Genomic DNA, 25,403 nt, shown 5'->3' on the forward strand with positions numbered 1-25,403 from the left:
CGAGGAATGCGACATCAAATCGCGCTAGCACCCTCGTGCTGAAATCCCAGATAGCTCGCCGCCACCCGCTCGTTTGCCGCGACATCGCTGGCCTTGCCGCTCAGCACGAATTCGCCGAGCTCCATCACATAGGCCTGGTCAGCGATCTTCAGCGCGGCCTGCGCGTTCTGCTCGACCAGCAGCACCGAGACGCCGCTGGCGCGCAGCTCGGTGACGATGCGGAAGATGTCGGCGACGATGATAGGGGCGAGGCCCAGGCTCGGCTCGTCCAGCATCAGAAGCTTTGGCTCGCCCATCAGCGCGCGGCCCATCGCGAGCATCTGCTGCTCGCCGCCGGAGAGCGTGCCGGCGAACTGCTTGCGGCGCTCCTTCAGGCGGGGGAACAGCGTGTAGACGCGCTCCATCGAAGCCTTTGCCTTGCTTCGCTCGATGCGGAAGGCGCCGAGCTCGAGATTGTCCTCGACATTCATGGTCACGAACAATTCGCGGTGCTCCGGCACGAGGCCGAGGCCCATCGCGACGCGGTCCTCGATGTCGAGCCGGGCGAGATCCTGCCCGGCAAAGGTGACGCGGCCCTTCAGCGGCAGAATGCCCATGATGGCCGAGAGCAGCGTGGTCTTGCCGGCGCCGTTGGCGCCGACGATGGTGACGATCTGGTTGGCGCCGACCTCGAGCGAGACCGAGCGCACGGCCTCGACCTTGCCATAGGCGACATGCGCGTCGGTGACGGACAACAGCGCGCTCATGCCGCCACTCCGAGATAGGCCTTGATCACTTCGGGATTGGTCTTGATCGTGGCGGGCGTGCCTTCCGCGATCTTGGTGCCGAAATCGAGCACGACGATGCGGTCGGCCAGATTCATCACAAAGCCCATGTCGTGCTCGACCAGAAGCACGGACATGCCGCCGTCGCGCAGCTCGCGCAGGAGCGCGGCGAGCCGCTGCTTCTCCATGTGGCGCAGGCCGGCGGCCGGCTCGTCGAGCAGCAGCAGCATCGGATCGACGCACAGCGCACGCGCGATCTCGACGATGCGCTGCTGGCCGAGCGAGAGCGAGCCGGCGAGCTGATGCATCTGCTCGGCAAGGCCGACGCGCTCGATCTGGCGCGCGGCTTCGGCGAGCAGCTTGGCCTCGTCGGCGCGGTCGAGCCGCAGCATCGAGGAGATCGAGCCGGAATGGCCGCGCAGATGCGCGCCGATCGCGACGTTCTCCAGCACGGTCATATCAGGGACCAGCTTCACGTGCTGAAAGGTCCTGCTGATACCGAGCTTGACGATCTCCTGCGGCGGCGCGTTGTCGACCTTCTTGCCGAGCACGGAGATCGAGCCAGATGTGGCCGACAGCACGCCGGTGATCAAATTGAACGTGGTGCTCTTGCCGGCGCCGTTCGGCCCGATCAGGGCGACGATCTCCTTGGCCTGGACGTCGAAGGACACGTTGTTGACCGCGACCACGCCGCCGAATTGCTTTCGCGCCTTCTCGACGTGGAGCAGGATGTTGGCCTCGCCGGCCGAACGGGCGCGCTGTTCCAGCTTCAGCGAGGTATCGGGCTTCTTGCCGCCGGTGCGCTCGGGCAGGAGCGACATCAGCCAGGGCCAGACGCCGCCGGGCGCGAGCTGCAGCAGCGCCACCAGCATGATGCCGAACACGATGGTCTCGACCTGGCCGGAGCCGGGCAGGATCAGCGGCAGATAGCTTTGCAGCACCTCTTTCAGCACCACGACGATCGCCGCGCCCAGCACGCCGCCCCAGACATAGCCGGCGCCGCCGACCACCGCGATGAAGAGATATTCGATGCCGGCCTGCGCGCCGAACGGCGTCGGGTTCACCGCGCGCTGGAGATGGGCGTAGAGCCAGCCGGAAAGGCCGGCGAGCACGGCAGCATGGATGAACACAAGCATCTTCGCCCGCGGCGTGTGCACGCCGAAGGCCTCGGCCGCGACATGGCCGCGGCGCAGCGCGCGGATGGCGCGGCCGGTGCGGGAGTCCAGCAGGTTCATCGTCAGCAGCGCCGAGAGGATCACGGCGACCCAGATCGCGTAATAGATCGAGCCGGGCGAGAGCATCTTGAACGTGCCGATCGACAGCGGCGGGATCGCCGAGATGCCGTCGTTTCTCCCCAAGAACTCCAGCTTGCTGAAGAGGTAGAACAGGCCGAGCCCCCAGGCGAGCGTACCGAGCGGCAGATAATGGCCGGAGAGGCGGACCGTGATCAGCCCGAGCAGCACCGCCAGCGATCCGCTGACCAGGAGCGACAGCGGCAGCGTCAGCCAGGGCGACAGGCCATAGGCCGTCGACAGCACCGCCGTGGTGTAGGCGCCGAAGCCGACGAAGGCGGCCTGACCAAAAGAGGTGAGGCCGCCGACGCCGGTCAGCAGTACGAGGCCCATCGCGACCAGCGCGGCGAGGCCGATATTGTCGAGCAGCACGATCCAGAACGGCGGCATGCCGGGGACGAACGGGATCGCCGCCATGACCAGCGCGAAGACGAGAATGGGAAGCCGGCTCTGCATGCGCTCAGTCCTTCTCTTCCTCGACCGCGGGCGCGGCGAGCGAGCGCAGCAGCAGCACGGGGATCAGCAGCATGAAGACGATCACTTCCTTGTAGTTGGAGGCATAGAAGGACGAGAACGCCTCGACGATGCCGACGACCAGCGCCGCGACGGCGGTGAGGGGGTAGCTGACGAGGCCGCCGATGATCGCGGCGACAAAGCCCTTCAGGCCGATCAGGAAGCCCGAGTCGTAATAGAGCGTCGTGATCGGCACGATCATGATGCCCGACAGCGCGCCGATGCTGGAGGCCAGCAGGAAGGCAATCTGCCCCGACAGCGTGGTGCGGATGCCGACAAGCCGCGCGCCGAGCCGATTCACGGCGGTCGCGCGCAGCGCCTTGCCGTAGAGCGTCAGGCCGAAGAACAGCCAGAGCCCGACGATGAAGGCGATGGTGATGGCGTAGACGGTGATGCTTTGGCCGGTGAAGCGCAACGCGCCGGCGGTGAAGGCGCCGGACAGCACAGCGGGACCGCGCTGGCCTTCGGCGCCGAAGAACAGCAGGCCGAGGCCCTGCAGCGCGAGGTGGACGCCGACCGACGCAATCAGCAGCACCAGCACGGAGGTGTGTGCGAGCGGCTGGAACGCGATGCGGTAGAGATAGAGGCCGATCATCGCCACGATCACCAGCGACAGCGCGATACAGACCGCGACCGGCGGCTTCTGCGCGGCAAAATAGATGGTGAGCGCCAGCACGATGGCCGGCAGCACGATGTTGGCGATGAAGCTGCGCACGATCAGTCGCGCATGCAGCGCCTTGCGCGCCGTGAACAGGTCGAAGGCGAAGGCGCCGATGCCCAGCGCCAGTGCGAGCTTGGCCGTGCCCGGCATCTGGCCTGCGGCCAGCGAGGCATAGGTCAGCGCGCCATAGGTGACGAATTCGCCCTGGGGAATCAGGATCACGCGGGTGACGGCGAACACCAGCACCAGCGCCAGCCCGAGTAGCGCGTAGATCGCGCCATTGGTGATGCCGTCCTGCACCAGGAACAGCATGATGGTGGTATTCAAGACCGGACGCTCCCCCTAATCCGGACCAGTCCCCCCGATTGTGGTGGACGGTCCGCTCACAGCCATTGAAAAACGCTGACGATATTTGATATGGTCCATAACAATTATCAAATATAATCTCAAGGGTGGCGGGCGACCCGTCCCGAATTTAGCGGGATTACGAGCACGAGGCGATGACCGTTTCCAAAACCGCTGAAAAGTCTTCCGAAAAGTCCGGCGAGGCGGCCAAGGGCCGCAAGGACGCAGCCGAGGCGCAGTCTGAAGCCCTCCAGCTCGGCGAGCTCTCCGAACAGCTCGGCTATGTCCTGAAGCGTGCGCAGCTGAAGGTGTTCGAGAACTTTCTGCGCTGCATGGCCTCGCTCCAGCTGACGCCGGCGCAGTTCTCGGTGCTGCTGCTGGTCGAGAAGAACCCCGGCCGTAACCAGACCGAGGTCGCCTCCACCCTCGGCATCCTCCGTCCGAATTTCGTGGCCTTGCTCGACAACTTAGAGAGCCGCGACCTTTGCGCGCGGATCCGCTCCACCAACGACCGTCGCTCGCACATCCTGGTCTTGACCGACAAGGGCAAGGCCGTCCTGACCCGCGCAAAAAAACTCGTCGCCACCAAGCACGAGTCGCGGCTGAACGATCTGCTCGGCCAGGCCAACCGCGAAGCGCTGATCGGGATGCTGTCGAAGATCGCGAACGAGTTTTGAGGGGCGGCTGTCACCTCCCGTCATTGCGAGCGCAGCGAAGCAATCCAGAATCTTTCCGCGGAGGCAGTCTGGATTGCTTCGTCGCTGCGCTCCTCGCAATGACGCTGGTGGAACTAGCGCCCTCTCAATCCACCAAAATCACGCGAATATCGTTCACGTTCGTCAGCGTCGGGCCGGGCTGCAAGAGATCCCCCGTCGCCTCGAAGAACGTGGTCGCGTCGTTGTTGTCCAGATACGCCTGCGGCTGAAGCCCCTGCGCCTTCATCTTGGCAAACGTCGCTGCGTCGATCAGCGCCCCGGCGGGGTCGGTGGGGTGGCCGGCGCCGCCATCGGCGCCGTCGGTGTCGCCGGCGAGCGCGGAAATGTCGGGCGTGTCCTTCAACAGCTCCGCCAGCGCCAGCGCGTATTCCTGGTTCGGGCCGCCGCGGCCATTGCCGCGCACGGTGACCGTGAGCTCGCCGCCGGAGAGGATCGCGAGGCGCTTGCCTTGCGCGCGCGCCTGCAGCGCCAGCTTGGCATGACTGGCCGCGACCTCGCGCGCCTCGCCCTCGAGATCGGCGCCAAGATCGATGGTCTCGTAGCCGGCCTCCTTGGCGAGCCTCACCGCCGCGTCGAGCGACTGCTTGGGCCGTGCGATCAATTCGAAATGCGCGCGCGCGAAGGCGGCATCGCCGGGCTTGGCGCTTTCATTGGCGGGATCGTCGAGCGCGCGACGCACGGCGTCATCGATCGCAAGCTTGTACTTCGCGACGATGGCGCGCGCGTCAGCCAGCGTGGTCGGATCTGGCACGGTGGGGCCGGAGGCGATCGCGGAGGGATCGTCATGCGGCACGTCGGAGATCGCGAGCGTCACGATCTCGGCGGCATTCCTGCCGGCGCGCGCGAGACGGCCGCCCTTGATCCGCGACAGATGCTTGCGCACCACATTCATCTCGCCGATCGGCGCACCCGAGCGCAGCAATGCCTTGTTGACCGCCTGCTTCTGCGCAAAGCTGATGCCGTCCACCGGCGCGATCCAGTTCGCCGAGCCGCCGCCGGTGAGCAGCACCAGCAGCAGATCGTCAGGTCCGGCCTCGCCTGCGAGCGCGAGCGTGTCAGCGGCGCCCTTGAGGCCCGCCTCATCAGGCACGGGATGACCGGCCTCGACCACGCGGATGCGGCGCGTCGGCACGCCATAGCCGTGGCGGGTGGTGGCGATGCCGACCAGCCGCTCCGGCGCGAGCCCCAGCGTGTCGAGATAATGCCGCTCCGCGGCCGCGGCCATCGCGCCCGCGCCCTTGCCGGCGGCAAGGCAGATCACGCGCCCCTTGGGCAGGGGGCGTAAGTGCGGCGCCAGAATCGTGTTGGGATGGGCGGCGGCAACAGCGGCGTCGTAGAGCGCGCGGAGCAGGGGGCGTCGATCGGTCATGACGAAGGCCTTCGGCGGACGGGACAAGCTTGCGGCAAATGCGCCGGGTCACATGCCTAGCGCATCGGGCGCAAAAGCGTAAGCAGGCTTTACCATCATTCGATTGTGCAATCGCGTGATGATAATCAGCTGATGGCAAAGCCCCCTGCGATCATCTCGCAGGGGGCTTGTTACGTCGCACTCCGATCGGGCTAGCCGCCGGCGTCGGCGCTGATGACGTCGCCGAACAGTTCCCAGCGCTCGCCCTTGAACCGTTCGAGCCGGAGCTGGCTGATCGGTGCAAAGTCGTTCGGGCCGGTGTTGATCTGGATGCCCGGCAGCAACGCCTCGGTGCGGAAATCCTTGAGGCTCGCCGCCTGCTTCATGATGTTCTCGCGCGTGAGATTATCACCGCACTGCTTCAGCACCTGGACCAGCGTCTGCGCCACGGCGTAGCCGACGATGGTGCCCTTGTCGAGCTTGTCGCCCTCCGGGAAGTACTTGGTCATGAAGGCGAGAAACTCCTTCATGCCGGCATCGTTGTTCCACTCCGGATCCGACACGTCCTTAAGATAATCGGCCGAGATGATGTCCTGGCCGTTCTCGAAACCGGCGGGCTTCATCACGCTGCCGACCGAGGCCGAGACGTTGTTGAGGAAGTGCAGTGGCTTCCAGCCGATCTCGGCGTTCTTCTTGATCGCCTGCGCCGCGAATTTCGGCGTGGTGATGTTCATGAACACGTCGGCGCCGGTCGATTTCAGCTTGACGATGTGGTTGTCGATGGTCGGCTCGGAGGTCTCATAGCTCTCCTCGATCGCGATCATCGAGGCGGCCTTCGATCCCAGGCCGTCCTTCAGGCCCTTCAGATAGTCCTTGCCGTAATCGTCGTTCTGGTAGAGCACCGCGATCTTGGCGTCCGGCTTGTTCTTGAGCAGCCACTTCGCATAGATCTGCGTCTCGCTCTGGTAGTTCGGCTGCCAGCCCATGGTCCACGGGAAGTTCTGCGGATCGTTCCACTTGGTGGCGCCGGTGGCGACGAACAGCTGCGGCACCTTCTTCGAGTTCATGTATTTCTGGATCGCCGAGTTCGGCGGCGTGCCGAGCGAGTTGAAGATAAACAGCACCTCGTCGCTCTCGACCAGCTTGCGTGCCTGCTCAACCGTCTTCGGCGGCGAGTACGCATCGTCGTAGCTGATGTAGTTGATCTTGCGGCCGTTGATGCCGCCCTCCTCGTTGATCTTCTTGAAATAGGCGGTTTCGGTCCGCCCGATGATGCCGTAGGCGGAGGCCGGTCCGCTGTAGGGCATGATGTTGCCGATCTTGATCTCGGTGTCGGTCGCGCCGGTATCGTATTTCTTCTGGGCCGATGCGATGGAGGTCGAGGCTGCAATGAGCGCGAGCGCCAGTGACGCGGCCGCAAGTTTGCCGGTGACAGCGGGCATTCCTATCTCCCTATTTTCTTGGTGTGTGTACGTCTCCTTTTCTTGCCTTGATTGTTTTTGGCGACGTGGCCGCAATTCAATACGATTTACCCCAGGCCTTCAACAGAAAGCCCCGGCGACGGCGGCGCAGGGGCTGCTCCTTTAGTAGTCAGGGATTGGGCGCGGACGCTTGTGCGGGTGCGAAAGAGCGCGACTGTCTTTAGTTGCCTAAAGCATGCCGGGCGATTTTGGGTTGCGCCGGCTCAGTGGCTGAGATCGCTCGAGATGATGTCGCCGAACAGCTCCCATTTCCGGCCCTTGAACCGCATCATCTGGAGCTGCTCGATCGGGGCGAAATTGTCGGGTGCGGTGTTGATCTTGATGCCGGGCAAGAGCGTGTCGGGCGCGAAATTCTTCAGGCTCGCGGCTTGCCTCATGACGTTCTCGCGGGTGAGGTCGTCGCCGCACATCTGCAGCACCTTCACCATGGTCTGCGCTGCGGCATAACCGAACACCACGCCGGCATCGAGCTTGTTGGCCTTCGGATCGAATTGCGCGAGGAAGTTATAGAACCTCTTCATGCCGTCATCGGCGTTCCATTGCGGATCGGAGCCGTCCTTGGTGTAGCTCGCCGAGAGGATGCCTTGCGAGATCTCGACTCCTGCCGGCTCCAGCACGCCGCCGACCGAGGCCGAGACGTTGGAGATGATGTGGACCGGATGCCAGTTGATCTCGGCCGCCTTCTTGATCGCTTGCGCTGCGAATTTCGGCGTGGTGATGCTGATGAAAACGTCGGCCCCCGAAGCTTTCAGCTTCACGACATGCTCGTCGATCGCGGGCTCGGAAGTGTCGTAGCCGTCTTCCAGCACGATCATCGACGCCTTGGGCCCGAGGCCGTCCTTGAGCCCCTTCAGGTAGTCCTTGCCGAAATCGTCGTTCTGGTAGAGCACGGCGATCTTGCCGTCCGGCTTCTCCTTCATGATGTACTTGGCGTAGATGCGCGCCTCGCTGGCGTAGCTCGGTTGCCAGCCCATGGTCCACGGATATTGCTTGGGGTCGTTCCATTTCGAGGCGCCGCTCGCCACGAACAATTGCGGCACCTTCTTCTCGTTCATGTATTTGCGGATGGCGCCGTTGGTGGAGGTGCCGAGCGAGCCGAAGATCAAGAGCACGCCGTCGCTTTCGACCAGCTTGCGCGCCTGCTCCACCGTCTTCGGCGGCGAATACGCATCGTCGTACGAGATGAACTTGACCTTGCGGCCGTTGATGCCGCCCTCGGCGTTGATCTTGTTGAAATAGGCTTCCTCGGCCTTGCCGATCACCGCATAGGCGGAGGCCGGGCCGCTATAGGGCATGATGTTGCCGACCTTGATCTCGGTATCGGTCGCGCCGGTATCGTATTTCTTCTGCGCCAGCACCTCGCCGGTCATCGCAGTGCACAATGCGAGTGCGGCCGAAAGGGCCACAACCTGAAAACGAACGGCGATCATTGTTCTCCTACCCCGGACTGGATCGGCCGCATTGAACAAGATTGACGGGCGACGTCAACAAAAAGCCCCCGCGGTCGTCCGCGGGGGCTTTGTCCTTTCGGACGAGGCTTGAGCTATCTTGGACTATGACGTCAGCGCGTCAATCGGCGGCGACGTCACCGCTGATGATCTCGCCGAACAGTTCCCACTTCTCGCCCTTGAAGCGCTGCATCTGGAGCTGCGAGATTGGGGCGAAGTCGGTGGCGCTGGTGTTGATTTTGACGCCGGGCAGCAGGGTGTCCGGTGCAAAGTCCTTCAGGCTCGCGGCCTGCTTCATCAGGTTGGCGCGGGTGAGGTCGTCACCGCACATTTCCAGCGTCTTGGCGAGGGTCGAGGCGGCACCATAGCCGTAGACCATGCCGGTATCGGTCTTGTCGGCGCCGGGCATGTACTTGTCGACGAACTCGTTCCACCTCTTCATGCCGGGATCGTTGTTCCACTGCGGGTCGGTGGAGTCCTTGGCATAGGCCGCCGACAGCACGTCCTGCGAGGCCTCGAAGCCGGCCGGCTTCATCACGCTGCCGACCGAGATCGACACGTTGGTGAGGATCTGGAGTGGCTTCCAGCTCAGCTCGGCGGTCTTCTTGATGGTTTGCGCGGCGAACTTCGGCGTCGCGTAGATCAGCAGCACGTCGGGATTGGCGGCCTTGATCTTGACGATGTGGCCGTCGATCGACGGCTCGGAGATCTCATAGCTCTCTTCCATGATGATCATCGACGCGCCCTTGGCGCCGAGACCGTCCTTGGTACCCTTGAGGTAGTCTTTGCCGAAATCGTCGTTCTGGTAGAGGATCGCGACCTTGGCGTTCGGCTTTTCCTTCATCAGCCATTTCGCGTAGATCTGCGCTTCGCTCTGGTAGGAGGGCTGCCAGCCCATGGTCCAGGGGAAGTTCTTCGGGTCGTTCCACTTGGTGGCGCCGGTCGCCACGAACAGCTGCGGGATCTTCTTGGCGTTCAGGTACTTCTGGATCGCGGTGTTCGAGGGCGTGCCGAGCGGATTGTACACGGCCAGCACCTCGTCGCTCTCGACGAGCTTGCGGACCTGCTCCACGGCCTTCGGCGGCGAATAGGCGTCGTCATAGGTGACGAAGTTGATCTTGCGGCCGTTGATGCCGCCCTTGTCGTTGATCATCTTGAAATAGGCTTCTTCGGTCTTGCCGATGATGCCATAGGCCGACGCCGGACCGCTGTACGGCATGATGTTGCCGATCTTGATCTCGGTATCGGTCGCGCCGGTGTCGTATTTCTTCTGAGCGAGTGCTGCGCCGGAGGTGAGGGTCGCGACCGCCGTTACGAGCGCGGTGGTTCGCAGTATTCTTGCGAGAAACAAAACGAAATCTCCTTCCTTAAGATAGTGGTTTTCAGTTTTTTCTGAGCTTTCCGGCGAGTTGCTGGCCCAGGATTGCGACTTGCCTTGCGCCGTGCGGCACGAGGTAGATGACGGCGAACAGGAGCACGCCGAACACCGCCCCGGAGAGGCCCTTCGAGATGCCCTCGGCGAGGTTCGGCACGAAGATGATGAAGGCGGCGCCGACGATCGAGCCGGGCAGCCAGCCCACGCCGCCGACGACCATGCCGAGGAACAGCGAGATCGCGAGCGTGATGGTGTAGCTGTCGGGCGCAACGAATTGCACCGCGATGGCGCCGAGCGAGCCGGCGATGCCGGTGATGGCGGCGGATACGCCGAACGCCAGCGTCTTGTAGAGCGCGACGTCGACGCCCATGGCCGAGGCTGCGATCTCGTTGTCGCGGATCGCCATGAAGGCGCGGCCCGAGCGGGAACGCAGCAGGTTCACCGAGAAGATGTAGATCGCGAGCACGACGACGAGCGTGAAGTAATACAGCCACATGTCCTGCGACATCGGCAGGCCGAACGGCGCGTCCGGCTTGGTGACGACGAGGCCCTGCACGCCGCCGGTCCAGTGCTCGAGGAAGTTCAGCTTCAGGAGCTGCGGCATCGCGGTCGCGAGCGCGAAGGTCGCCAGCGCCAGATAGACGCCGGAGAGCCGCAGCGCGGGCTGCCCGAACAGGAAGCCGAAGCCGAAACAGACCACGCCGGCGACCGGCAGGGTCAGCGCGTAATTGACGTTGAAGTGCTCCATCAGCACCGCGGTCGTATAGGCGCCGACCGCGTAGAACGCGCTCTGGCCGAGCGAGAACTGGCCGCTTCCGCCGGTCAGGATGTTCAGCGCCAGCACCGCGAGCCCGTAGATCAGGAGCATCGTCATCTGGAAGATGATGAAGTTCTTGACGAAGACGGGCGCGATCAGCAGCGCGGCGAGCACCACCAGCGAGGTGCCGGTGCCCAGCGTCATGGCCCGCTTCGGAACGGCCTCGACCGCCTGGTGGCCCTCTGCAACGACTTCTTCTGCAGCGCTCATGATCAAACTCGCTTGACGATGTGCCGGCCGAACAGGCCGGCGGGTTTGACGACCAGGACGGAGATGATCAGCGCGAGCGCGATCGGGAGCTTCAGCTCGTTGCCGACGCCGGGGATGTAGGTGCCGGCGAGGTTCTCGAAGATGCCGACCAGGAAGCCGCCGACCACGGCGCCGAACGGGCTGGTCAGCCCGCCGAGCACCGCCGCGGCAAAGCCGTAGATCAGCACGCCGCCCATCATGTTGGGCTCGAGGAACACGACCGGGGCGATCAGCATGCCCGCGATCGAGCCGATCGCGGTCGCCATGCCCCAGCCGAGCGCGATCATCCAGCTCGTGTTGATGCCGACGAGCCGGGCCGATTCAGGCACCGAGGCGGCCGCGCGCATCGCAAGGCCGATCCTTGTGTACTGGAAGAAGAAATACAGGCCCAGCAGCAGCAGCACGGTGACGCCGATCATGCCGGCCTGGTGGGTCGAGATCAGCTGGCTGCCCAGGAACGGCGCGGAGCCGAACGGGGTCGGGTACTGCTTGATGGTGAAGTCCCAGAGCAGGCCGGCCGAGGAGTTGATGATCGCGTACAGCGCGATGAAGCCGGCGACGTTGGTCAGCACCGGCGCCTTGGCGAGCGGCTTGAACAGGATGCGCTCGATCGCGATGCCGGCGATGAAGGAGAAGATCAGCGTGATCACGAAGGCGGCCCAATAGGACACGCCCCACTGCATCAGCTGCCACGAGATGAAGGTCGAGAACATCGCCATCTCGCCCTGCGCGAAGTTGAGATGGTCGATGGCCTGGTAGATCATGACCACGGCGAGCGCCATGCAGGCGTAGATCGCGCCCGTGGCGATGCCGGCCAGGACCTGGTTGGTGAACAGCTCCATTGTCCCGGCTCCCTCAGTAACCCAGATAGGATTTGCGGATTTCTTCGTTGTTCGCGATGTCCTTGGCATTGCCCGACATCACGATGCGGCCGGTCTCGATCACATAGGCCTGGTCGGCGAGCTCGAGCGCGAGCTGGGCGTTCTGCTCGACCACCAGGATCGACACCTTGTCCTCGCGGTTGATCTTGCCGAGAATGCCGAACAGGTCGCGCACGACGAGCGGCGCGAGGCCGAAGGAGGGCTCGTCGAGCAGCATCAGCCGCGGCCGCAGCATCAGCGCGCGGGCGACCGCGAGCATCTGCTGCTCGCCGCCGGAGAGCGTGCCGGCCTGCTGGGTGTGGCGCTGCTTCAGCACCGGGAAATGCGCATACATGCGCTCGATGTCGGAGACGATGCCGGCGCTGTCCTTGCGGGTGATGGCGCCGAGCTGAAGATTTTCTTCAACCGTCATGGTGGTGAAGGTGCCGCGGCCCTGCGGCACATGGGCGATGCCGAACCGCACGATGCTTTCGGTGGAGCGGTTGTTCAGCGGCTTGCCGTCGAACTCGATGCCGCCGGTCGAGCGCACCATGTTGCAGATCGCGCGCAGCGTGGTGGTCTTGCCGGCGCCGTTGGCGCCCAGCAGCGTCGTCAGCGATCCCTCGTTGAGCGAGAAGGACAGGCCATGGAGCGCCTGGACCTGGCCGTAATAGGCGCGCAGGTCCTTGACGTTGAGCAGAACAGTCATTGGTCCTTGCTCCCGAGATAGGCCTTGATGACGTCGGGGTCCGCCTGCACTTGGCTAGGGGTGCCTTCCGCGAGCTTCTTGCCGAAATTCAGCGCGACGACGTGGTCGGCGATCGACATCACGAGGCCCATGTGGTGCTCGACCAGCAGCACCGTCATGTGGCGCTCGTCGCGGATTTTGCGGATGAGGTCGCCGAGCACGTAGACTTCCTCGTGGTTGAGGCCGCCGGCGGGCTCGTCGAGCAACAGGATCTTCGGATCGGCCGCCAGCGCGCGCGCCAGCTCGACGCGCTTCTGCGTGCCGAAGGGCAGGCCGGACACGACCGTGTGGGCGACGTCATCGAGGTCGAGATAGGCGAGGATCTCGTGCACCTTCTTGTTCACGTCGGTCTCGCTGCGGCGGATCCAGGCGAGGCGCAGCGAATCGCTGATGATGTCGCTGGAAGTGCGCGCATGCGTGCCGACGCGGACATTGTCCATCACCGACAGGTTCGGGAACAGCGCCACGTTCTGGAAGGTGCGGCCGATGCCGATCTCGGCGATGCGGTGCGGCGGCCGCGTCAGGATGCTGGCGCCTTCCATCAGGATGTCGCCGGACGACGGCTGATAGAGCCGCGAGAGACAGTTGAAGAGCGTGGTCTTGCCGGCGCCGTTGGGGCCGATCAAGCCGAGGATCTGGCCCTTGTGCATGTCAAAGGACACGCCGTTGAGCGCGACGATGCCGCCGAACACGACGCTGACGTCGCGAACCGCGAGCAGGGGCGATGTGCCCCGCGCGAGCTGTGCCTGCGTCATCTCGTCTCGCCCACACCGTTCAGTGGGCGACGGGGCGATGCGAACCGCTCCCGGTGAAGACAAAGGCTATCTGAACCCCTCGGCCACACGCGCAACTTTTCCTCCTGATTTCAGCTTTTTGCTGACTTCTTTTTTTGAATGCGGCATCAGACCCCCGAGCGCCGCCTCGATGTTCCTTACCATCGCGAGCAGACGCGGTCCAATGTCGTTGATCAATCGCTCTTCCGTGAAACGGAATGCGGGCGCGCCGCAATTGAATGCGTAAGGTCCGGTTCCGTCGTTGAGCCTGAGCGCAACGCCGGCGGCGCCGATGTCGTCGTGCCAGTCGCCGACGGAGATCGCGAAACCGTGTTTCGCGACGGTCTCGCCGGAGCGTTCCAGTCCATCGCGCATCTTCGGCCAGCGGCTGCCGTAATGTTCGCGCAATAGACGCGACAGTTCCGCGCGATCCTCGTCGTCGAGCGCCCAGAAATAGGCGCGTCCCATCGCGCTGGTTGCAATCGGCACGCGGGAGCCGACGTCGAGTTGAACGCCAACCGTCTCGCTGCCGCGGCTTTGCCCGAAATAGATCATGCTGTGACGGTCGCGGCCGCCGACGGCAACGGCGCCGCCGGTCGCGCGCATCACATCCTCGCGGAACGGCTCGGACAAATGCCGAACGCCGAGATTGGCGAGCGCGGCATAGCCGAGCGACATCGCGGCGGGCGCGAGCTGGTATTTCTCGAAACGGGGAACCGGCGTCAGATAGCCGAGCTTGGTCAGCGTATAGGTCAGCCGCGAAACCGTCGGTTTCGGCAGATTGGTGCGGGCCGCAATCTCCTGATTGCCGAGCAGGCCGTCATTGGGTTGGAATGCGCGCAATACATCCAGTCCGCGGGAAAGCGCGACGACGAAATTCCGATCAGTCGCAGTCTTCTTTCCTGTACGCTTCATCCCTGATCTGCTTCTTGCGCGGAGTCGTTGACAACGTCCGTGCTTCAAAATAACCCTGCCGTCAAGATGCGGAATTAAATTCCGCACCGCGAAATCGAACAAAAGTAAATCCCCACCAAGGAGGGAAACCGTGAGCGAAGTGGTCAAGCTTGAGCGTCATGACGAAGTCGGGATCGTCACGGTGAATAGCCCTCCGGTCAATGCGCTGAGTGCCGCCGTCCGTGGTGGTATTCTGGAGTGCATGAAGGCCGCCATCGCCGATCCCGCGATCAAGGGCATCGTGCTGACCTGCGCCGGCCGCACCTTCATCGCCGGTGCCGATATCACCGAATTCGGCAAGCCGCCGAAGCCGCCCGGCCTGAACGAAGTGCTGGCCGAAATGGAGAATTCGCCGAAGCCGATCGTTGCCGCCATCCACGGCACCGCGCTTGGCGGCGGTCTCGAGGTCGCGCTCGCCTGTCATTATCGTGTGGCGGTCAAAGAGGCCAAGCTCGGCCTGCCCGAAGTGAAGCTGGGCCTGCTGCCCGGCGCCGGCGGCACCCAGCGCCTGCCGCGCGCGGTCGGTCCGGAACTCGCGGTCAAGATGATCGTCGGCGGTGATCCGATCGGTGCGGCGGAAGCGTTGAAGAACGGCCTGATCGAGGAGATCGTCGAAGGCCCGGCCGCCGGTGGCGAGGCTTTCGTCCGCAAGCTGATCGCGGAGAAGCGCCCGCTGCGCCGTCTGCGCGACGACGATTCCAAGATCGCAGCCGCCAAGGCCGATCGTTCGATCTTCACCAATGCGGTCGCCGCCATGACCAAGAAGTCGCGCGGCCTGGAAGCGCCGTTCGCCGCGGCCGACGCCGTCGGTGCGGCGATCGACCTGCCGTTCGACGAAGGTCTGAAGAAGGAGCGCGAGGGTTTCCTCAAGCTCGTCGCCAGCGACCAGTCCAAGGCCCAGCGCTACGCCTTCTTCGCCGAGCGCGAGGCCAACAAGATCGCGGGCGTTCCCGAAGGCACCAAGTCGCGCCCCGTTAACCGCGTTGCCATTCTCGGCGCCGGCACCATGGGCGGCGGTATCGCGATGTCCTTCGCCAATGCCGGCATCCCCGTCACCCTGATCGAGACCGGCGAGGAACAGCTCAAGCGCGGCATGGGCATCATGCAGAAGAACTGGGAGGCGACCGCTGCGCGCGGCGGCATCCCGGCTGATGCGCCCGCCAAGCGCATGGCGCTGATCAACGGCGTCGTCGGCATCGAGAATGTCGGCGATGCCGACCTCGTCATCGAAGCCGTGTTCGAGACCATGGCGGTGAAGAAGGAAGTGTTCGGCAAGCTCGACCAGTACGTCAAGCAGGGCGCCGTGCTCGCCTCCAACACCTCCTATCTCAACATCGACGAGATCGCGAAGGCGACCAAGCGTCCGCAGGACGTGCTCGGCATGCACTTCTTCTCGCCGGCCAACGTCATGAAGCTGTGCGAGATCGTGCGCGCCGACAAGACTGCGCCGGATGCGCTGGTCACCGCGGTGAGCGTCGCGCGCAAGATTGCCAAGGTGCCGGCCGTGGTCGGCGTCTGCGACGGCTTCGTCGGCAACCGCATGCTGGCGCAGCGCGGCAAGCAGTCGGAAAAGTTGCTGTTCGAAGGCGCCTTGCCGCAGCAGGTCGATGCCGTCGTCACCAAATTCGGCATGCCGATGGGACCGTTCGCGATGGGTGACCTCGCCGGCCTCGATATCGGTTGGCGCTCGCGCAAGGACCGCGGCATCAAGTCGGAGATCGCGGACGCGCTCTGCGAAGCCGGCCGCTTTGGCCAGAAGACCGGCAAGGGCTACTACAAGTACGAGCAGGGCTCGCGCGCGCCGCTGCCCGATCCGGAGGTCGAGAAGCTGATCGACGAGACGCTGCTCCGCCTCGGCCGCAAGAAGCGCGTCGTCAGCGACGACGAGATCCTCGAGCGCATGATGTACCCGATGATCAATGAGGGCGCGAAGATCCTCGAAGAGGGCATCGCGGCGCGTCCTTCCGACATCGACGTGGTCTGGCTCTATGGTTACGGCTGGCCGATCTACCGCGGCGGCCCGATGTTCTGGGCCGACACCGTCGGCCTCAAGCACATCGCCGATCGCCTGGCCTTCTACGCCAAGGAGACCAACGACCCGAGCCTCGAGCCCGCCCCGCTGCTGAAGAAGCTCGCGGCCGAAGGCAAGACGTTCGCCTCGCTGGCGGCCGAGTCGAAAGCGGCTTGATGGCCGCTGGTACACTCTCTCAATTCCCTCCCCCCTTGTGGGGGAGGGTTAGGGAGGGGGGTAGCCCCAAGCGACGCCAGCGTTCGTGGCACCCCCTTCCCCAACCCTTCCCCACAAGGGGGAAGGGAGCCCGAGCGCCCCTGCCAACCTCACACGACACCGTCACGACCGCTTTCCAGAGTATCGACCGTTAATGACCCATCCCGGCGAACAGTTTTACCCCGAGGGCGTGCACTGGGACGACACCATCGCCCAGGGCTCGCTGCCTGACCTCTTGTCGAAAGCCGCCGCCGACTACGGCCCGCGCACCGCGCTGGAATTCCGCGATCGCCCGATCACCTATACCGAGCTCGCCGCCATGGCCAGCCGCGCGGCGGCGGCGTTCCTGCGCGCCGGCTGCGGCAAGAACACCTCCGTCGCGCTGTTGCTCGGCAACACGCCGGACCATCCCGTCAATTTCTTCGGGGTACTCAAGGCCGGCGCCCGCGTCGCGCATCTGTCGCCGCTCGACGGCGAGATCGCGCTGACCCACAAGGTTTCCGACTCCGGCTCGCGCCTGCTGGTCACCTCGAACCTCGCCGCGCTGCTGCCGACCGCGCTGAAATTCCTGGAGAAGGGGCTGATCGATCGCCTCGTCGTCTGCGAGGACGACAATTGGGGCAAGGTCGGCACGCCGCAGGCGCCGATCCCCAGCGATCCCCGCATCGTCACCTTCAAGACCTTCGTCGAGGGCGCCACGGCACCTGCGCAATGGCCGAGCGTGACCGCCGACGACGTCGCGCTGCTGCAATATACCGGCGGCACCACCGGCCTGCCCAAGGGCGCCATGCTGACGCACGGCAATCTCTCCTCGGCCGTCTCGATCTACGACGTCTGGGGCAAGCCGAACCGTGCGGCGCGCGGCGACGTGATCGAGCGTGTGGTCTGCGTGCTGCCGCTGTTCCACATCTACGCGCTCACCGTCGTTCTGCTGTCCTCGCTCAGCCGCGGCAATCTGATCTCGATCCACCAGCGTTTCGACGTCGAAGCGGTGATGCGCGACATCGAGGTCAAGCGCGCGACCTATTTCCCGGGCGTGCCGACGATGTGGATCGCGATTGCCGCGCTGCCTGATCTCGACAAGCGCGACTTCTCCTCGCTCAACGCCATCGGCTCCGGCGGCGCGCCGCTGCCGGTGGAGGTCGCGAGCTTCTTCGAGCGCAAGGTCGGCAAGAAGCTGAAGAGCGGCTGGGGCATGACCGAGACCTGCTCGCCCGGCACCGGCCATCCGCCTGTCGGTCCTGATAAGCCCGGCTCGATCGGCCTGATGCTGCCGGGCATCGAGCTCGATGTGGTGTCGCTGGAAGATCCAACAAAGGTGCTGCCGCCGGGCGAAGTCGGCGAGATCCGCATCAAGGGCCCGAATGTCACCAAGGGCTACTGGAATAAGCCGGCGGGATCCGCGGAGGCCTTCATCGACGGCCGCTTCCTCACCGGCGACATCGGCTATGTCGACACCGATGGCTATTTCTTCCTGGTCGATCGCAAGAAGGACATGATCATCTCCGGCGGCTTCAACGTCTATCCGCAGATGATCGAGCAGGCGATCTACACCATTCCTGGTGTGCACGAGGTGATCGTGCTCGGCATTCCCGACCAGTATCGCGGTGAGGCCGCGAAAGCCTTCATCAAGCTGAAGCCGGACGCCAAGCCGTTCTCGCTCGATGAGCTGCGCGCGCAGCTCACCGGCAAGGTCGGCAAGCACGAATTGCCGGCGGCGGTCGAGTTCGTCGAGGATCTGCCGCGCACGCCGGTCGGAAAGCTCTCGCGCCACGAATTGCGCCAGCAGCAGAAGCCATCACAATCCACCCAACCAGGAGGTCGTTCTTGACCGACGCCGTCATCGTTTCCACTGCCCGCACGCCGATCGGCAAGGCCTATCGCGGCATGCTCAACGCCACCGAGGGCACCACGCTGCTCGGCCACGCCATCGGCGAAGCCGTCGCGCGTGCAAAGGTCGATCCGAAGGAGATCGAGGACGTCGTGATGGGCGCAGCCCTCCAGCAGGGTGCGACCGGCGGCAACATTGCCCGCAAGGCGTTGCTCCGCGCCGGCCTTCCCGTGACCGTCGCCGGCACCACCATTGACCGCCAGTGCGCCTCGGGCCTCCAGGCGATCGCGCTCGCCGCGCGCTCGGTGATCTTCGACGGCGTCGAGATCGCGGTCGGCGGCGGCGGCGAGTCGATCTCGCTTGTGCAGAACGACAAGATGAACGGCTTCCACGCCCAGGACCCGGCGCTGCTCAAGATCAAGGGCGAGGTCTACATGCCCATGATCGACACCGCCGAAATCGTCGCCAAGCGCTATGGCATCTCGCGCGAGAAGCAGGATGAGTATTCGCTCGAGAGCCAGCGCCGCACCGCGGCCGCGCAGCAGGGCGGCAAGTTCAAGGACGAGCTCGCGCCGATCACGACGCAGATGGCGGTCACCGACAAGGCGACGGGCGCGGTGTCGATGAAGGAAGTGACGCTGTCGCAGGACGAGGGCCCGCGCCCCGAGACCACGATCGAAGGCCTTGCCGGCCTCAAGCCGGTGCGCGGCGAAGGTTTCGCCATCACCGCCGGCAATGCCAGCCAGCTCTCCGACGGCGCCAGCGCCTCGGTGATCATGAGCGACAAGGAAGCGTCCAGGCGCGGCCTCAAGCCGCTCGGCATCTTCCGCGGCTTCGTCTCAGCCGGCTGCGAGCCGGACGAGATGGGCATCGGCCCGGTCTTCGCCGTGCCGCGCCTGCTCAAGCGCCACGGCCTCACCGTCGACGACATCGGCCTCTGGGAGCTCAACGAAGCCTTCGCGGTGCAGGTGCTGTATTGCCGCGACAAGCTCGGCATCGATCCTGACAAGATCAACGTCAATGGCGGCGCGATCTCGGTCGGCCATCCCTACGGCATGTCGGGCGCGCGCCTGACCGGCCACGCTCTGATCGAAGGCCGCCGCCGCAAGGCCAAGTATGCGGTCGTCACCATGTGCGTCGGCGGTGGCATGGGCGCGGCCGGCTTGTTCGAGGTGTTGCAGTAGTTCACGGTCGTCCCGGCCTCGCCGGGACGACGATAAGAAAATTTGGTTTCACAGGAGGATCCGATGGATCTCGCATTCACGAAGGAAGAGCAGGCGTTTCGCGAGGAAGTGCGTTCATTCTTCCGCGACAACGTGCCGCCGGATACGCGGCGCAAGCTGGTGGAAGGCCGCCACCTCTCGAAGGACGAGATGGTGACGTGGTGGCGCATCCTCAACAAGAAGGGTTGGGGCGTCAGCCACTGGCCGAAGCAATATGGCGGCACGGGCTGGACCAGCGTGCAGCACTACATCTTCAACGAGGAACTGCAGTCCTATCCGGCGCCGCAGCCGCTCGCCTTCGGCGTCAGCATGGTCGGCCCCGTCATCTACACCTTCGGCAACGAAGAGCAGAAGAAGCAGTACCTGCCGCGCATTGCCAACGTCGACGATTGGTGGTGCCAGGGTTTTTCGGAGCCGGGTTCGGGTTCGGACCTCGCCTCGCTGAAGACCAAGGCCGAGCGCAAGGGCGACAAGTGGATTATCAACGGCCAGAAGACCTGGACCACGCTCGCCCAGCACGCCGACATGATCTTCTGCCTCTGCCGCACCGACGCGACCGCCAAGAAGCAGATGGGCATCTCCTTCATCGTGTTCCCGATGAAGTCGAAGGGCGTCACCGTGCGCCCGATCCAGACCATCGACGGCGGCCATGAGGTCAACGAGGTGTTTTTTGACGACGTCGAGGTGCCCGTCGAGAACCTGATCGGCGAGGAGAACAAGGGCTGGGATTATGCAAAATTCCTGCTCGGCAATGAGCGCACCGGCATCGCCCGGGTCGGCGTCTCCAAGGAGCGGCTGCGCCGCATCCGCGATCTCGCCGGCAAGGTCGAATCCGGCGGCAAGCCGATCATCCAGGATGCCGCCTTCCGCGAGAAGCTGGCGGCCTGCGAGATCGAGCTGAAGGCGCTTGAGCTCACCCAGCTCCGTGTCGTCGCCGATGAAGGCAAGCACGGCAAGGGCAAGCCCAATCCGGCGTCCTCGGTGCTGAAGATCAAGGGCTCCGAGATCCAGCAGACCACCACCGAGCTGCTGATGGAAGTGATCGGCCCGTTCGCCGCGCCCTACGACGTGCACGGCGACGACGGCTCCAACGAAGCCATGGACTGGACCGCCCAGATCGCGCCGAGCTACTTCAACAACCGCAAGGTCTCGATCTACGGCGGCTCCAACGAGATCCAGCGCAACATCATCGCCAAGGCGGTGCTGGGATTGTGATGCTCTCTCCTCTCCCTCTCCCCGTTCTTACGGGGGGAGGGGTGGGGTGAGGGGCCTCTCTCCGAGCAAGATTTGTGACTTTGAGGAAACAGAGATGGATTTTGATCTGAACGAGGAGCAGCGGCTTCTCAAGGAAAGCATCGACGGCCTGCTGACCGATTCCTACGATTTCGAGAGCCGCAAGAAGTACATGAAGGAGAAGGGCGGCTGGAGCCAGGCCGTCTGGGGCAAGCTCGCCGAGCAGGGCCTGCTCGGCCTGCCCTTCGCGGAAGCCGACGGCGGCTTCGGCGGCGGCGGCGTCGAGACCATGATCGTGATGGAGGCGCTCGGCAAGGCGCTGGTGCTCGAGCCGTATCTGGCAACGGTCGTGATCGGCGGCGGTTTTCTGCGCCATGCCGGCAGCGATGCGCAGAAGGCCGCGCACATCCCCGGCATTATCGACGGCAGCAAGACGCTCGCCTTTGCCCAGCTCGAGAAGAACTCGCGCTATGATCTGTTCGACGTCACCACGACGGCGAAGAAGAAGGGCGACGGCTGGGTCATCGACGGCGAAAAATTCGTCGTGCTCAACGGCGAGAACGCCGAGACGCTGATCGTCACGGCCCGCACCAAGGGCGATCGTCGCGACAAGACCGGCATCGGCGTCTTCCTGGTCCCGGCGAACGCCAAGGGCATCACCAAGAAGTCCTACCCGACCCAGGACGGCCTGCACGCCGCCGACATCACCTTGACCGGTGTTGAAGTTGGTAGTGACGCCGCGCTCGGCAATCCCGATGACTCGCTCGCCCTGATCGAGCGCGTGGTGGACGAAGCCCGCGTCGCGCTCTGCGCCGAGGCGGTCGGCCTGATGGACGAGTCGCTCAAGACCACGGTCGAGTACATCAAGACGCGCAAGCAGTTCGGCGTCGCGATCGGCTCGTTCCAGTCGCTGCAGCACCGCGCCTCCGACATGTTCGTCGCCACTGAACAGGCCCGCTCGATGTCGATGTTCGCGACCATGGCTGGTGATTTCGAGAACGCCAAGGAGCGCAGCAATGCCATCGCCGCCGCCAAGGTGCAGATCGGCAAGTCGCTGAAGTTCGTGGGACAGCAGGCGATCCAGCTCCACGGCGGCATCGGCATGACCATGGAGGCGAAGATCGGCCACTACTTCAAGCGCCTCACCATGATCGAGAACAGCTTTGGCGACACCGACTACCACCAGCGCCGCGTCGCGGATGCGGGTGGGCTGATCTAACCGTCACGACCGTCATCCCGGGGCATCGCGAGGCGATGAGCCCGGGATCTCTCCCCCATCGTCATTGCGAGCGAAGCGAAGCAATCCAGAATCTGTCCGCGGAGATAGTCTGAATTGCTTCGTCGCTTCGCTCCTCGCAATGACGCAGCAAATGGCATCAGCGGAGCAACAACAATGAAAAGCACCCCGTTCGATCTCACCGGCAAGGTCGCAATCGTCACCGGCTCCAGCCGCGGCATCGGCCGCTCTTCCGCCGAACTGCTCGCAAAGCTCGGCGCCAAGGTCGTGGTGTCCTCCCGCAAGGCCGACGCCTGCAAGGAAGTCGCCGACGGCATCAATGCTTCCGGCGGCGATGCCATCGTCATCCCCTGCAACATCGCGCGCAAGGCCGAGGTCGAGGCGCTGATCTCCGGCGCCACAAAACATTACGGCAAGATCGACATCCTGGTCTGCAACGCCGCGGTGAACCCCTATTACGGCCCGCTGCTCGACATCACCGACGAAGCCTTCGACAAGATCATGGGCTCGAACGTCAAGAGCAACATCTGGCTCTCCGCGCTCGCGATCCCGCAGATGGCCGAGCGCGGAGGCGGCTCGGTCGTCATCATTTCCTCGATCGGCGGCTTGCGCGGCTCCACCGTGATCGGCGCCTACGGCATCTCCAAGGCGGCCGATTTCGCGCTGTGCCGCTCGCTCGCCGGCGAATGGGGCCCGAAAGGCGTGCGCGTCAACTGCATCGCGCCCGGCCTCGTGAAAACCGATTTCGCCCGCGCGCTGTGGGAAGACGAAGCCAACCTCAAGCGCCGCACCGCCACGACCCCGCTGCGCCGCATCGGCGAACCCGACGAGATCGCCGGCGCGGTCGCCTATCTCGCCTCGGATGCGTCCAGCTTCATGACCGGCCAGACCATCGTCATCGACGGCGGCGTGACAACGGCGGCGGTGTAGCGCGGTCTACTCCCTCGCCCCGCTCTTGCGGGGAGAGGGGTGGGGTGAGGGACCTCTCTCCACGCTTGAGATCGCCGAGGTATCTGTACCCCCTCACCCGGAATCCGCGCTTCGCGCGAATTCCGACTTCTCCCCGCAAGCGGGGCGAGGTGAACAAGGCGGTGCCGCTGGTATTGACCTTGCCGCCCTAATCCGCTCCCTTTGGCGCGACACAATGATCCCTCCAGGGATAACGCCCAAGAAAACGCCAAGGTAAGCCGCCATGTCTTTCGTCCTTGCCATCGACCAGGGCACCACCTCTTCGCGCGCGATCGTGTTTCGCGGCGATATTTCCATCGCGGCGAAGGCGCAGGCCGAGTTTCCGCAGCATTTTCCGGCCTCGGGCTGGGTCGAGCACGAACCGGAGGACATCTGGACCTCGACCGTGATGGTCTGCCGCGAGGCGATCGAGCATGCCGGCATCAGCGCAAAGGACATCGCCGCGATCGGCATCACCAACCAGCGCGAGACGACAGTGGTGTGGGACCGCGCCACCGGGCAGGCCGTTCACCGCGCCATCGTCTGGCAGGACCGCCGCACCGCCGACATCTGCGCGAAACTCAAGGCCGACGGCCGCGAGCCCGTGATCTCGCAAAAAACCGGCCTGATCATCGATCCCTATTTCTCCGGCACCAAGGTCGCCTGGATCCTCGACCACGTCCCCGGCGCCCGCGCGCGCGCCGCCCGCGGCGAGCTGATGTTCGGCACCATCGACTGCTACCTGCTCTGGCGCCTCACCGGCGGCAAGGTGCACGCCACCGACGCCACCAACGCCTCGCGCACGCTGCTGTTCAACATCCACACCGGCCAGTGGGACGACGAGCTCTTGGAGATCATCGGCGTGCCGCGCTCGATGCTGCCCGAGGTGAAGGACTCTTCGGCGCGCTTCGGCGAGAGCACGCCCGATCTGTTCGGCGGCGCCATCGCGATATCAGGCATCGCCGGCGACCAGCAGGCTGCGACCATCGGCCAGGCCTGCTTCCGCCCGGGCATGATGAAGTCGACCTACGGCACCGGCTGTTTTGCCCTGCTCAACACCGGCACGACGCCTGTCGTGTCGAAGAACAAGCTGCTCACCACCGTCGCCTATCAGCTCGAGGGAAAACGCACCTACGCGCTCGAAGGTTCGATCTTCGTCGCGGGCAGCGCCGTGCAGTGGCTGCGCGACGGCCTCGGCATCATCAAGCACGCCGCCGAGACCGGACCGCTTGCCGACCAATCGGATTCCATGCAGAGCGTCTATCTCGTGCCGGCCTTCGTCGGCATGGGCGCGCCTTACTGGAACCCGCGCGTGCGCGGGGCGCTGTTCGGCCTCACCCGCAACACAGGCCCTGCCGAGCTTGCGCATGCCGCGCTCGAAAGCGTCTGCTACCAGACCTTCGACCTGTGGGCCGCGATGCGCGCGGACTGGCCGAGCTCGGAAACCGCCAGCGTCGTGCTCCGCGTCGACGGCGGCATGACCGCTTCGGACTGGACCATGCAGCGCCTCGCCGATCTCCTCGACGCGCCGGTCGATCGCCCCGTGATCCAGGAGACGACAGCGCTCGGCGCAGCCTACCTCGCCGGCCTCAACGCCGGCGTCTATCCGGAGCCGACGAAGTTCGCCGACAATTGGCGCCTCGAGCACCGCTTCAAGCCGAACATGAGCCAGGCGACGCGCGAGCGGAAGCTCGCAGGCTGGGCGCGCGCGGTGAAGGGCGTGCTGGCGAGCGACGAGGGCGAAGGGTGATCCTGCCCGACGGCTATTCCGATGTGCCGGACGGAAAGATCGCCGCGGTCGTCACCCATCTGGAGATGACCGCGCCGCCCGCGCGCCGCGACGATCCGCCGGGCAACTGGTCGCTGCGCAAGGTCGATACGCCTGCGCTCGACTGGTATCGCGATCTCTTCCGCCGCGTCGGCGAAGAGTGGCTGTGGTTCTCGCGCGCCCGCATGAACGATTCCGAGCTCGCCGCCATCATCAACGCGACGGGGATAGAGATCTATGCCCTGGCCGTGGACGGCCGCGACGAAGGCCTGCTGGAGCTGGATTTTCGCGAGCCCGGCCAGTGCGAGCTGGTTTATTTCGGCGTCACCGCGCGCCTGATCGGACGAGGTGCCGCCCGCTTCCTGATGAACCGCGCATTGGCGCGCGCATGGTCCGGCGAGGTGCGCCGCGTTTGGGTGCACACCTGCACCTTCGACCATCCGTCGGCCGTCGCGTTCTATCAACGCTCCGGCTTCCGCCCGTTCCGCCGCCAGATCGAGATCGCCGATGATCCGCGCCTCGACGGCACCGCGCCGCGCGATGCGGCGAAGCACGTGCCGATCATCGGGTAGTGGGCGAAGCTGCGTCCTCA

At 64.7% G+C, this 25,403-nt stretch carries 21 protein-coding genes; 9 read left to right on the top strand and 12 right to left on the bottom strand.

Annotation, left to right across the window (positions count from 1 at the left end):
- Positions 1-14: 14 nt before the first annotated feature.
- From RAD16_RS31485 to RAD16_RS31495, 3 genes are read right to left on the bottom strand one after another with little or no spacing between them, the layout of a single operon-like run.
- Positions 15-746, bottom strand: a complete 732-nt coding sequence (locus tag RAD16_RS31485; protein ID WP_458161710.1) for an ABC transporter ATP-binding protein — start codon at positions 744-746, stop codon at positions 15-17.
- Positions 743-2,512: a branched-chain amino acid ABC transporter ATP-binding protein/permease gene (locus RAD16_RS31490; RefSeq protein ID WP_458161711.1), complete on the bottom strand. Its 1,770-nt coding sequence runs from the start codon at positions 2,510-2,512 to the stop codon at positions 743-745. The genes RAD16_RS31485 and RAD16_RS31490 overlap by 4 nt, the downstream gene beginning before the upstream one ends.
- Positions 2,513-2,516: 4 nt before the next feature.
- The gene (locus RAD16_RS31495) at positions 2,517-3,557 is read right to left on the bottom strand and encodes a branched-chain amino acid ABC transporter permease (RefSeq protein WP_458161712.1); all 1,041 of its coding nucleotides are present in this window, start codon (positions 3,555-3,557) and stop codon (positions 2,517-2,519) included.
- Between the two features lie 173 nt (positions 3,558-3,730).
- Between RAD16_RS31495 and RAD16_RS31500 the strand changes: the two genes are divergently transcribed.
- Positions 3,731-4,252, top strand: a complete 522-nt coding sequence (locus tag RAD16_RS31500; RefSeq protein WP_458161713.1) for a MarR family winged helix-turn-helix transcriptional regulator — start codon at positions 3,731-3,733, stop codon at positions 4,250-4,252.
- 124 nt (positions 4,253-4,376) lie between these two features.
- Here RAD16_RS31500 and RAD16_RS31505 read toward each other — a convergent pair whose 3' ends face one another.
- The 9 genes from RAD16_RS31505 to RAD16_RS31545 all read right to left on the bottom strand — a co-directional run bounded on the left by RAD16_RS31505 (position 4,377) and on the right by RAD16_RS31545 (position 14,305).
- Positions 4,377-5,660, bottom strand: coding sequence for a glycerate kinase type-2 family protein (locus RAD16_RS31505; RefSeq protein WP_458161714.1), 1,284 nt, complete (start codon positions 5,658-5,660; stop codon positions 4,377-4,379).
- Positions 5,661-5,851: 191 nt separating this feature from the next.
- Complete coding sequence (locus RAD16_RS31510; RefSeq protein WP_458161715.1) at positions 5,852-7,081, bottom strand: ABC transporter substrate-binding protein; 1,230 nt, start codon at positions 7,079-7,081, stop codon at positions 5,852-5,854.
- A 242-nt stretch (positions 7,082-7,323) separates the two neighbouring features.
- Positions 7,324-8,550, bottom strand: coding sequence for an ABC transporter substrate-binding protein (locus tag RAD16_RS31515; RefSeq protein ID WP_458161716.1), 1,227 nt, complete (start codon positions 8,548-8,550; stop codon positions 7,324-7,326).
- A 139-nt stretch (positions 8,551-8,689) separates the two neighbouring features.
- The gene (locus RAD16_RS31520) at positions 8,690-9,919 is read right to left on the bottom strand and encodes an ABC transporter substrate-binding protein (RefSeq protein WP_458161717.1); all 1,230 of its coding nucleotides are present in this window, start codon (positions 9,917-9,919) and stop codon (positions 8,690-8,692) included.
- A gap of 31 nt (positions 9,920-9,950) precedes the next feature.
- Positions 9,951-10,970, bottom strand: a complete 1,020-nt coding sequence (locus RAD16_RS31525) for a branched-chain amino acid ABC transporter permease (protein WP_458161718.1) — start codon at positions 10,968-10,970, stop codon at positions 9,951-9,953.
- A 2-nt stretch (positions 10,971-10,972) separates the two neighbouring features.
- Positions 10,973-11,851: a branched-chain amino acid ABC transporter permease gene (locus RAD16_RS31530; protein WP_458161719.1), complete on the bottom strand. Its 879-nt coding sequence runs from the start codon at positions 11,849-11,851 to the stop codon at positions 10,973-10,975.
- Positions 11,852-11,864: 13 nt separating this feature from the next.
- The gene (locus RAD16_RS31535; RefSeq protein WP_063686830.1) at positions 11,865-12,578 is read right to left on the bottom strand and encodes an ABC transporter ATP-binding protein; all 714 of its coding nucleotides are present in this window, start codon (positions 12,576-12,578) and stop codon (positions 11,865-11,867) included.
- The gene (locus RAD16_RS31540; protein ID WP_458161720.1) at positions 12,575-13,372 is read right to left on the bottom strand and encodes an ABC transporter ATP-binding protein; all 798 of its coding nucleotides are present in this window, start codon (positions 13,370-13,372) and stop codon (positions 12,575-12,577) included. Before RAD16_RS31540 ends, RAD16_RS31535 begins: the two co-directional genes overlap by 4 nt.
- 66 nt (positions 13,373-13,438) lie before the next feature.
- The gene (locus tag RAD16_RS31545; protein WP_458161824.1) at positions 13,439-14,305 is read right to left on the bottom strand and encodes an IclR family transcriptional regulator; all 867 of its coding nucleotides are present in this window, start codon (positions 14,303-14,305) and stop codon (positions 13,439-13,441) included.
- A 130-nt stretch (positions 14,306-14,435) separates the two neighbouring features.
- Here RAD16_RS31545 and RAD16_RS31550 point away from each other — a divergent pair, with 130 nt between their 5' ends.
- From RAD16_RS31550 to RAD16_RS31585, 8 genes are all read left to right on the top strand, one after another.
- Entirely contained in the window at positions 14,436-16,532 is a 2,097-nt protein-coding gene (locus RAD16_RS31550; protein WP_458161721.1) for a 3-hydroxyacyl-CoA dehydrogenase NAD-binding domain-containing protein, read from the top strand.
- Between the two features lie 193 nt (positions 16,533-16,725).
- A complete protein-coding gene (gene pimA / locus RAD16_RS31555) occupies positions 16,726-18,402 on the top strand; it encodes a dicarboxylate--CoA ligase PimA (RefSeq protein WP_458161722.1) in 1,677 nt (558 codons plus the stop codon).
- Positions 18,399-19,586: an acetyl-CoA C-acyltransferase gene (locus RAD16_RS31560; protein WP_458161724.1), complete on the top strand. Its 1,188-nt coding sequence runs from the start codon at positions 18,399-18,401 to the stop codon at positions 19,584-19,586. The genes pimA and RAD16_RS31560 overlap by 4 nt, the downstream gene beginning before the upstream one ends.
- 63 nt (positions 19,587-19,649) lie before the next feature.
- Entirely contained in the window at positions 19,650-20,840 is a 1,191-nt protein-coding gene (pimC, locus tag RAD16_RS31565; protein ID WP_458161725.1) for a pimeloyl-CoA dehydrogenase large subunit, read from the top strand.
- A 94-nt stretch (positions 20,841-20,934) separates the two neighbouring features.
- A complete protein-coding gene (gene pimD, locus RAD16_RS31570) occupies positions 20,935-22,077 on the top strand; it encodes a pimeloyl-CoA dehydrogenase small subunit (RefSeq protein ID WP_458161726.1) in 1,143 nt (380 codons plus the stop codon).
- Positions 22,078-22,251: 174 nt separating this feature from the next.
- Complete coding sequence (locus RAD16_RS31575; protein WP_458161727.1) at positions 22,252-23,025, top strand: SDR family NAD(P)-dependent oxidoreductase; 774 nt, start codon at positions 22,252-22,254, stop codon at positions 23,023-23,025.
- Between the two features lie 262 nt (positions 23,026-23,287).
- On the top strand, positions 23,288-24,793 hold the full coding sequence (gene glpK / locus RAD16_RS31580; protein WP_458161728.1) for a glycerol kinase GlpK: 1,506 nt from the start codon (positions 23,288-23,290) through the stop codon (positions 24,791-24,793).
- On the top strand, positions 24,790-25,383 hold the full coding sequence (locus tag RAD16_RS31585) for a GNAT family N-acetyltransferase (RefSeq protein ID WP_458161729.1): 594 nt from the start codon (positions 24,790-24,792) through the stop codon (positions 25,381-25,383). Before glpK ends, RAD16_RS31585 begins: the two co-directional genes overlap by 4 nt.
- Positions 25,384-25,403: the final 20 nt, after the last annotated feature.

This window comes from Bradyrhizobium sp. 18BD, from assembly GCF_054185225.1.